The organism is Pseudoduganella rivuli (assembly GCF_009674485.1).
In the GTDB taxonomy this organism is placed as follows: Bacteria; Pseudomonadota; Gammaproteobacteria; order Burkholderiales; family Burkholderiaceae_D; genus Rugamonas; species Rugamonas rivuli_B.
Map to the genome: position 1 here is coordinate 20,785 of NZ_WKJJ01000040.1, position 9,782 is coordinate 30,566.

The window sequence follows — 9,782 nt, forward strand, 5'->3', positions numbered from 1 at the left end:
GCGGGAGACCAGATGGCAAAATTCTTTATCGACCGCCCCGTCTTTGCGTGGGTGATCGCGCTGTTCATCCTGCTGGGCGGGATGCTGGCGATCACGTCGCTGCCAGTGGCGCAATATCCGACCATCGCACCGCCGTCCATCGTCATTTCCGCCAATTACCCCGGCGCCACGGCGCAGGTACTGGACGACGCCGTCACCAGCGTGATCGAACAGGAAATGAATGGCGCGGACGGCTTGCAATACGTCGAGTCGCAAAGCGAAGCCAGCGGTTCGGTCAGCATCACCGTGACGTTCCAGCCCGGCACCAACCCGGACCTGGCTGCGGTGGACGTGCAAAACCGCATCAAGCGCGTGGAGTCGCGCCTGCCGCAGGCCGTGACGCAGCAAGGCGTGCAAGTGAACAAGGCGCGCAGCAATATCCTGATGTTCGTCGGCGCGTCGTCCACCGACGGATCGATGGATACGGCCGCCATCGGCGATTACCTGGCCCGCAACGTGGTCAATGAAATCAAGCGCCTGCCGGGCGTGGGCCAGGCCCAGTTGTTCGGCACCGAGCGCGCGATGCGGATCTGGATCGACCCTGACAAGCTGGTCGGCTACAAGCTGTCGATGGCCGACGTGACGGCCGCCATCCGCGCGCAAAATGCCCAAGTGACGGCCGGTACGCTGGGCGACTTGCCCTCCCCCCGTTCGCAAACCTGGTCCGCGCCTGTCGTGGTGCAGGGACAATTGACGTCGCCCGAGGAATTCGGCCGCATCGTGCTGCGCGGCGCCGGCAGCGGCGCCACCGTGCGCCTGTCCGACGTGGCGCGGATTGAAATGGCGGGCGCGTCGAACGCCATCAGCGCGCGCCTGAACGGCAAGCCGTTCGTCGCCATCGCCGTGCAGCAATCGCTGACAGGCAATGCGCTGGCCACCGCCACGCTGGTGCGCGCCAAGATGGACGAACTGGCGAAATATTTCCCGCCCGGCCTGACGTACACGATCCCGTACGACACGTCGCTGTTCGTGAAAATCTCCATCGAGGAAGTGGTGAAAACCCTGCTGGAAGCCGTGCTGCTGGTGTTCCTCGTGATGTACCTGTTCCTGCAAAATTTCCGCTACACGCTGATTCCCACCATCGTGGTGCCGGTCGCGCTGCTGGGTACGTTCGCCGTCATGCAGCTGGCGGGCTTCTCCATCAACGTGCTGACCATGTTCGGCATGGTGCTGGCGATCGGCATCCTGGTCGACGACGCCATCGTGGTGGTGGAAAACGTCGAGCGCATCATGAGCGAGGAAGGCTTGTCGCCGCGCGCCGCCACCCGCAAGGCCATGGAACAGATCACCGGCGCCATCATCGGCATCACGCTGGTGCTGATTGCCGTCTTCATTCCGATGGCGTTCTTTGGCGGCGCCGTGGGCGCGATTTACCGCCAGTTCTCGCTGTCGATGGTGTCGTCGATGGTGTTCTCGGCACTGATGGCGCTGTCGCTGACGCCGGCGCTGTGCGCCACCTTGCTGAAACCGATTCCAGCCGGTCACCATGAAAAACGGGGCTTCTTCGGCTGGTTCAACCGCCGCTTTGCCGCCACCGCCAGCGGTTACCAGGGGTTCATCGCGCGCATCCTGACGCGTACGGGCCGCTACATGATCGTGTTCGCGCTGATTTGCGGCGTGGTGGCATGGCTGTACGTGCGCCTGCCGTCATCGTTCCTGCCCAACGAAGACCAGGGCTACATCATCGCCAACGTGCAATTGCCGGCCGGCGCGTCGAAGAGCCGCACGGAAGAAGTGCTGGAAAAAGTCGAGTCTTACCTGCGCCAGCAACCCGCCGTGGCGCGCACCATTGCCGTGGCGGGCTTCAGCTTTTCCGGCAATGGCCAGAACGCGGGCCTGGTGTTCATCCCGCTGAAGGATTGGGATGAGCGGGGTCCGGAAGATGCGGCGGACAAGGTCGCGCAGCGCGCATTCAAAGGCTTGTCCGGCATTGCCGACGCCAGCATCTTTGCGCTCAGCCCGCCGCCGATCCGCGAACTGGGCAACGCCACCGGCGTCACGCTGCGCCTGCAAGACCGCAGCAGCCTGGGTCATGCGGCGCTGATCGCGGCGCGCAACCAGTTGCTGGGCCTGGCGGCGAAAAGCCCGGTCCTGAAAAGCATGCGCCCGGAAGGGCTGGAAGATGCGCCGCAGCTGCAACTCGATATCGACCGCGAAAAAGCGTATGCATTGGGCGTGTCGTTTGCCGACATTAACAATGCGCTGTCGGTGGCGTTCGGCTCCAGCTATGTCAACGACTTCACGTCCAGCGGCCGCCAACAGCGCGTGATTGCGCAGGCCGATGCCGCCCGCCGGCTGCAGCCGGAAGATTTGCTGCGCATCCACGTGAAAAGCGCGTCCGGTTCCATGGTGCCGCTGGCGTCCATCGCCAAATCGCAATGGGTGACGGGCGCCATGCAACTGGTGCGCTACAACGGCTACCCCGCCATCCGCCTGAGCGGCGACGCGCAAGCCGGCTACAGCACGGGTGAAGCCATGGCGGAAATCGAACGGCTGGCGCAGCAATTGCCGCCCGGCTTCGGCATCGAATGGACCGGCCAGTCGCTGGAAGAAAAAACTTCCGGTGCGCAGGCGCCGGCCCTGTTCGCGCTGTCGATGCTGGCGGCCTTCCTGGTGCTTGCCGCGCTGTACGAAAGCGAATCGATTCCGATTGCCGTGCTGCTGGTGGTGCCGCTGGGTATCCTGGGCGCGCTGCTGGGCGCCACCATCCGTGGCTTGCCGAACGACGTGTACTTCAAGGTGGGCCTGATTGCGATTATCGGCCTGTCCGCCAAGAACGCGATTTTGATTATCGAGTTTGCCAAGGATTTGCAGGCGCAGGGCAAGGGGCTGGTGGAAGCCACGCTGGAAGCGGTGCACTTGCGCTTCCGCCCCATCATCATGACGTCGCTGGCCTTCATCCTCGGCGTGTTGCCGCTGGTGGTGGCCAGCGGCGCCGGTTCCGCCAGCCAGCGCGCCATCGGCACCGGCGTGATGGGCGGCATGATTACCGCCACCGTGCTGGCCGTGTTCCTGGTGCCGGTGTTCTTCGTCGTGATCCGCCGCATCTTCAAGGGCAGCGAGCGCCAGCGCCGGCTGGCTGCGCATGAACTGGATTTACCGGAGAACCCGGCCAAATGAAACCGATGAACGTAAAACTGTTCCCTGTATTGACGATTGCCGTACTGGGCGGCGCCTTGTCAGGCTGTTCCATGGCGCCGCGTTATGAACGTCCCGCCGCGCCCGTGGCGGACAGCTATCCGGCCCTGCCCGCCATCGCGGGCAATACCCCTTCTGCCGCGCCGCAAGGCAAGGCCGCGTATGACACAGGCTGGCGCGACTACTTCACGGACCCGCGCCTGCAACAGCTGATTGCCGCCGCGCTGGAACACAACCGCGATTTGCGCACGGCGGCGCTGCGCGTGGAAGAAGCGCGGGCGCTGTATGACGTGCAATCGGCGGACCGGCTGCCCAATGTGAACGCCAATGTCAGCGAAGCCCGTTCCCGCACGCCTGCCGCCTTGTCGCCGAGCGGCAAGGCCGTGGTGGGCCAGCGCGCCGATGCGGGCCTGGTGATCCCCGCGTTCGAGCTGGATTTCTTCGGCCGCGTGAAAAGCCTGTCCGATGCGGCGCTGGCATCCTACCTCGCCACCGATGAAGCGCGGGTGGCGGCGCAATTGACGGTGGTGGCGGAAACCGCGAAAGCGTATTACACGGAGCGGGCGCTGGCCGAACAGGCGGCGCTGGCGCAACGCACCTACGATGCGCGTGCGAAAACCTATGGCTTGACGCAGCAGCGCCTGGAAGCGGGCGCGTCGTCGCGGCTGGATTTGCGGTCCAATGAAACACTGATGGAAACCGCGCGCGCGGCCGCGCTGACGTTGGCGCGCCAGCGGGCGCAGGCAGCCAATGCGCTGGCATTGCTGGTGGGCGAACCGGTTCCGGCCAGCGGCGCCGGTACGCTGTCCGCCCTGCTGTCCGATCCCGCGCTTGACGCCATGAGCGCGCTGCCGGAAGGCTTGCCGTCCGATTTGCTGGCGCGCCGTCCCGACATCCGCGCCGCCGAACAGCGCCTGCTGGCCGCCAACGCCAACATCGGCGCGGCCCGCGCGGCCTTCTTCCCCCGCATCAGCCTGACCGCCGCGCTGGGCAGCGCCAGCCCGACCTTCGGCGGCTTGTTCGACGGCGGCAGCGGCACGTGGTCGTTCACGCCGCAACTGGTGTTGCCGGTGTTTGCCGCCGGCCGCAACCAGGCCAATTTGTCGCTGGCGGAAACCCGCAAGCACATCGCGGTGGCCGACTATGAGAAAACCATCCAGGCCGCGTTCCGCGACGTGGCCGACGCGCTGGCCGCGCGCACCTACCTGGGCAGCCAGGTGACGGCGCAGCGGGCCATCCAGGAAGCGCAGGCCGAGCGCCTGAAGTTGCTGACCCTGCGCTTTGAAAACGGCGTGGCCAGTTCGCTCGACGTGCTGGACGCGCAGCGCGAATTGTTCAGCGCGGAACAGTCGCTGGTGCAAGCGCGCCTGCTGCGGACAACCAGCGCCATCGACCTGTACAAGGCGCTGGGCGGCGGCGTGAAATAACGCACGCGACCCTAAATCCGCAGGGCGGTTTCGCGCCAGCGAAGCCGCCATGCTCCTCGCGTTGACGCCTGCGGCCAGGCGTACAATAGCTTTTTATCCGCTCCATTCCGACCATGCAATCCCCCATCACCATCCGCATCGGCAACCGTGCCCGCCAGCGCATCCAGCGCGAAGGCTTCCAGGCGGCCGACGTCGCCATCGTGCCTGCCGCCGCAGGCGGACCGAAAGGCTTGATCCTGAACGGTATGGACCTGTGGATGTTTGGCGACTTTTTCAAACAGGCCCCGCGCCAGCGCCGCCTGATCGGCGCCTCCATCGGCGCGTGGCGCATGGCGGCCAGCACCTTCGCCGATCCCGTCGCCGCGCACAAGCGCCTGGCGCACCTGTACGCCCACCAGCGCTATCCGGCCAAAGTCGATGCCGCCTATGTCAGCCGCACCTGCCGCGCACTGCTGGACGATTTGCTCGATGGCCGCGGCGCGGAAATGCTGGCCAACCCGGATTACCATCTGTCCGTGATCACCGTACGCGGCGCCGGGCCGCTGGCCAATGCCGCCGGCAGCCGCTGGCGTGAAATGTCCGGTTTTATCCGCGCGGCGCTGGGCAATGCCATGTCGCGCGACCGCCTGGCGGGCGCGATGGAGCGCGTGATTTTCCATGACCACCGCGACGATGCGGCCTGGCTGAAGCGCTCGTTCGACGCGTTTGCGGGCCACTTTGTCGGCCTGTCCGAAGCCAACCTGCACAGCGCGCTGATGGCGTCGGGTTCGATCCCGCTGGTGCTGGAAGCGGTCACCGGCATCCCCGGCGCGCCGCCGGGCGCTTACTGGGACGGCGGCCTGATCGACTACCATTTGCATCTGCCCTACCAGCGCGATCCCGGCCTGGTACTGTACCCGCATTTTTCCGATCACATCGTGCCGGGATGGCTGGATAAATCCATGCCGTGGCGCCGCGCCCGCGATGAAGCGCTGGAAAACGTCGTGCTGGTGTCGCCATCGCCCGCCTTCCTGGCGCGCCTGCCGAACGGCAAGCTGCCGGACCGTTCCGATTTCAAGGCCTACGGACAGAACCACGACACCCGCATCCGCGACTGGCAAACCGCCATCGGTGAAAGCGAACGCATGGCGGAAGCGTTTGCGAAGTGGGTGGAGAAGCCGGATTTGCGGGTGGTTAAGGGGTTCGCTTAAACCCCTTACTCTCCCAGGAACATTTCCTGCAAATCGTTGAGGAAACGCTGCCCCAGTTCGGTCGGCTTGATCAGCATGTGGTCGCGCACCAGCAAGCCTTTGGCTTCCGCCGCATTGAGCGCCTTGTCGATGGCATTGATTTGCAGGCCGGTGCGCTCGGGGAACAGTTGCGGCGGGAAGCCGTCGCGCAGGCGCAGGGTGTTCAGCATGAATTCGAAGCCCATGTCGGCGCGGCCGAGTTCTCGTTCCTCGTGCACGGGGCTGCCCGCCCTGACCTGCTCCATGTAAGTCCTGGGCTGCTTGTAGCGGGCCTGGCGCAACACGCGGTGCGGGAATGAAATCTTCGAATGGGCGCCGGCGCCGATGCCGAGGTAATCGCCGAAGGTCCAGTAATTCAAGTTGTGACGGGCCTGGCGGCCAGGCTGCGCGTAGGCCGACACTTCATAGTGGCCGTAACCATGTGCGGCGGTCAGTTCGGCAATCATGTCCTGCATGTCCGCGCTGGCGTCGTCGTCCGGCAGCACCGGCGGGTACTTGGCGAACACCGTGTTCGGCTCCATCGTCAGGTGGTACAGCGACAGGTGCGGCGGCTTGAAATTCAGCGCGGTTTCAATGTCGGTGCGGGCTTGCTCCAGCGTCTGCGTCGGCAGCCCGTACATCAAGTCCAGGTTGAAGTTGTCAAACGTCGAATGGGCGATTTCCACCGCACGGCGCGCCTCGCCGCCGTCGTGGATACGGCCCAGCGCCTTCAAATGCTCGGCATTGAAGCTCTGGATGCCGATCGACAGGCGGTTGATGCCGCTGGCGCGGTACGACTTGAACTTTTCCACTTCGAACGTGCCGGGATTGGCTTCCATCGTGATCTCGATGTCCGCATCCATCGGCAGCAACGTGCGCACGTCCGACATCAAGCGGTCCAGTCCGCTTGCGGACATCAAGCTGGGGGTGCCACCGCCGATGAAGATGGTGTGGATCTTGCGGCCCCAGATCAGGGGCAGCGCCATTTCCAGGTCGGTGCGCAGCGCGGCCAGGTAGTCGTCTTCCGGGAACGCGCGGTCTTGCGCTTCATGCGAATTGAAATCGCAATACGGGCACTTGCGCACGCACCACGGGAAGTGGATGTACAGCGACAGCGGCGGCAGCGCGGTCAGGTTCAGCGCGCCCGGCTGCAGATAATTCAGCGCGGCGCCTGCCGCGCCGGCATAGCCGGACGCCGGCGCATCGACCGGTTTAGGGGTGGCGTTCGAGGCCGTGTTCGGCGAACCCGCGCCGACAACTTTGATCGGGATCATTTCAGTTTTTCCACCAGCACGCGCAACGCCTGGCCGCGGTGCGACAGGCGGTTCTTTTCTTCCGGCGCCAGTTCCGCAACGCATTTGCCCAGCGACGGGATGTAGAAGTGCGGGTCGTAGCCGAAACCGCCTTCGCCCCGCGCTTCCGCAATGATTTCGCCATGCCAGCGGCCATCGGCAATCACCGGTTGCGGATCGTCCGCGTGGCGCACGAACACCAGCACGCAGTAGTAGTACGCGGACTTGTCCGCATGCTGCGCCAGGTCGGCAATGACCTTGGCGTTGTTGGCGGCGTCCGATTTCGGCTCGCCCGCATAGCGCGCCGAATACACGCCCGGCGCCCCTTTGAGCGCATTGACGCAGACGCCGGAATCGTCCGCCAGCGCCGGCAAGCCCGTCAGGCGCGACGCATGGCGCGCCTTGGTCAGCGCGTTTTCCACGAACGTCGCGAACGGCTCTTCCGCTTCCGGCACGTCGAATTCCCCCTGCGGACGCACGTCGAAACCGACGGTGGCCAGCAATTCATTGAATTCCTTGAGCTTGCCTTTGTTGTTCGATGCGAGGACGAGGGTTTGGGTCATGACGGGTTCCGGCTGAAATTTCAAAGGATGTATTGTACCGCGCCGCCACCGCCCCGCGCCTCGCCCATTGCCGCCTGGAACTGGGTATTGCGCACCACAGTTTGTAACAATCCGGTTTACTTTTTGAACAAATGTAATGAAACTACTTATTATTGAATTCAGCCACAGGAGGAATAAGAGGAGACTACACGGAATTTTGTAATCGCAATACAAACGTTGTGACGTAACAAAACTAGATTAAGTACCGCAACGAAACAATTACGGAGACACCGATGCAAAAGATCCAGCAATTCATTTTTGGCGCCGCCCTGGCGCTGTCCGCCGGCGCCGCTTGCGCGCAAACCAACGGCACCATGCTGCAATACTTCGACTGGGATTCGAATGGCGACGGCCAGCACTGGAACCGCGTCAAGAACAATTCGGCCGCGTGGGCCAGCCGCGGCATCACCGCGTACTGGCTGCCACCCGCGTACAAGGGCAGCGGCGGCGTCAATGACGTCGGCTATGCCGTCTACGATTTATTTGACCTGGGGGAGTTCAACCAGAAAGGCGCCGTGCGCACGCGCTGGGGCACCAAGGCGGAATACATTGCCGCCATCGATGCTGCCCACGCGAACGGCATCCAGGTCTATGCCGACATCGTGCTGAACCACAAGATGGGCGCGGAAACCACCGAATGGACCACCGGCGTGCGGGTCGACCAGAACAACCGCAATTCGGAGTATGGCGGCGACGTCAGCCTGCAAGTGTGGACCAGCTTTAATTTCCCCGGCCGCCTGCAAGGCGACGGCACCCTCAAGTACAACAACTTCCGCTGGAACTGGTACCACTTCGACGGCACCGATTACGCGCAAAACCTGGGCGCCGATGGCTGCACCAATTGCCGCATCTATAAATTCCGCGGCACCGGCAAAGGCTGGGACCCGGAAGTATCGACCGAATACGGCAACTATGACTTCCTGATGGGCGCGGACGTCGACTTCCAACACCCGGACGTGCGCCAGCACTTGAAAGACTGGGGCGTGTGGTACACCAATACCGCCAAGCTCGACGGCTTCCGCATCGACGCGACCAAGCACATCATGGCGTCCTACTTCCCCGAGTGGCTGTCGTACGTGCGCAGCGCCACCAGCAAGCCGAACGCGTACGCGGTGGCGGAATACTGGGACAGCGACATCAACCGCCTGAACAGCTACGTCAATACCGTCAATCCCGGCTCGGCCACCACGATGTCGGCGTTCGACGTGCCGCTGCATGCGAAATTCCAGGCCGCCGGCAATGCTTATGGCAGCTTCGACATGGGCTCCTTGCTGACCAACACGCTGGTGTCGTGGCAGCCGGCGCGCGCCGCCACCTTCGTCGACAACCACGACACGCTCGACGGCCGCGGCCTGTCGTCGAAAGTGCAGGACTGGTTCAAGCCGATGGCGTACGCCACCATCCTGCTGCGCTCGGGCGGTTACCCGACCGTGTTCCTGGGCGATTATGAAGGCGTGCCGGGCAAGGTCGCCAACCATTCGTGGATGCTGGACCAGTTGATGAAAGCCCGCAAATTCCACGCCTATGGCAACCAGAACGATTACTTCGACCATTCGGACGTGGTGGGCTGGACCCGCGAAGGCAATGCGCAACACTGGTATGGCCTGGCCGTGCTGATGAACGATAACCAGAGCACGACTGGCTACAAGTGGATGTACGTGGGCACCGCGCACGCCAACCAGTGCTTCACGGACGTCACCAACGCGGTCGCGTCGCAAGTGTGCGCCAACGCCAGCGGCTGGGCCAACTTCCAGGCGCCGCCGGCGAAAGTCACGGTGTGGGTGCGGGCCGGGAAGTATGGCTTGAACACCAACTAAACTGGTGGCGCGGTTACCGGATTACGCCGACTGCGCCGGCTGATCCGGCCTACGTGGCTAAAACCGTAGGGCGGTTTCCGCGCAGCGGAAGCCGCCATGCATGCGTCAACGCGATGCAAGCAGGCGGCTTTATAAAAGCCGCCCTTCTATGAAGTTTGTCCAGGTACGTCAGCAAATTCTTTCCAAACTGTGCTCCGCCTATTCGCCGACTGGCCCGGGGTCAAGGGTGTATCTTCCTTGACGCCGGGGCAGCCGGCAT

General features: G+C 63.9%; 6 protein-coding genes. 4 read left to right on the top strand and 2 right to left on the bottom strand.

Translation table 11 applies throughout. The features are described 5' to 3' along the window. Positions 1–12 precede the first annotated feature (12 nt). The 3 genes from GJ700_RS34000 (at position 13) to GJ700_RS34010 (ending at position 5,794) form a co-directional block, all read left to right on the top strand. Complete coding sequence (locus tag GJ700_RS34000) at positions 13–3,159, top strand: efflux RND transporter permease subunit (protein ID WP_154382528.1); 3,147 nt, start codon at positions 13–15, stop codon at positions 3,157–3,159. Further along, positions 3,156–4,604, top strand: a complete 1,449-nt coding sequence (locus GJ700_RS34005) for an efflux transporter outer membrane subunit (RefSeq protein ID WP_308700736.1) — start codon at positions 3,156–3,158, stop codon at positions 4,602–4,604. Before GJ700_RS34000 ends, GJ700_RS34005 begins: the two co-directional genes overlap by 4 nt. 113 nt (positions 4,605–4,717) lie before the next feature. Then, positions 4,718–5,794 carry a patatin-like phospholipase family protein gene (locus GJ700_RS34010; RefSeq protein ID WP_154382530.1) on the top strand — a complete coding sequence of 359 codons (1,077 nt, stop codon included), beginning with the start codon at positions 4,718–4,720 and terminating at the stop codon, positions 5,792–5,794. 5 nt (positions 5,795–5,799) lie between these two features. Here GJ700_RS34010 and hemW read toward each other — a convergent pair whose 3' ends face one another. After that, on the bottom strand, positions 5,800–7,086 hold the full coding sequence (gene hemW / locus GJ700_RS34015) for a radical SAM family heme chaperone HemW (protein ID WP_154382532.1): 1,287 nt from the start codon (positions 7,084–7,086) through the stop codon (positions 5,800–5,802). Further along, positions 7,083–7,667: an RdgB/HAM1 family non-canonical purine NTP pyrophosphatase gene (rdgB, locus tag GJ700_RS34020; protein ID WP_154382534.1), complete on the bottom strand. Its 585-nt coding sequence runs from the start codon at positions 7,665–7,667 to the stop codon at positions 7,083–7,085. The genes hemW and rdgB overlap by 4 nt, the downstream gene beginning before the upstream one ends. 272 nt (positions 7,668–7,939) lie before the next feature. Here rdgB and GJ700_RS34025 point away from each other — a divergent pair, with 272 nt between their 5' ends. Next, a complete protein-coding gene (locus GJ700_RS34025; protein WP_154382536.1) occupies positions 7,940–9,523 on the top strand; it encodes an alpha-amylase in 1,584 nt (527 codons plus the stop codon). The last annotated feature ends 259 nt before the right edge of the window (positions 9,524–9,782 follow it).

Coding starts and splice junctions, on each gene's coding strand:
- GJ700_RS34000 (WP_154382528.1), top strand. CDS start 13: ATGGCAAAATTCTTTATCGACCGCCCCGTCTTTGCGTGGGTGATCGCG.
- GJ700_RS34005 (WP_308700736.1), top strand. CDS start 3,156: ATGAAACCGATGAACGTAAAACTGTTCCCTGTATTGACGATTGCCGTA.
- GJ700_RS34010 (WP_154382530.1), top strand. CDS start 4,718: ATGCAATCCCCCATCACCATCCGCATCGGCAACCGTGCCCGCCAGCGC.
- hemW (WP_154382532.1), bottom strand. CDS start 7,086: ATGATCCCGATCAAAGTTGTCGGCGCGGGTTCGCCGAACACGGCCTCG.
- rdgB (WP_154382534.1), bottom strand. CDS start 7,667: ATGACCCAAACCCTCGTCCTCGCATCGAACAACAAAGGCAAGCTCAAG.
- GJ700_RS34025 (WP_154382536.1), top strand. CDS start 7,940: ATGCAAAAGATCCAGCAATTCATTTTTGGCGCCGCCCTGGCGCTGTCC.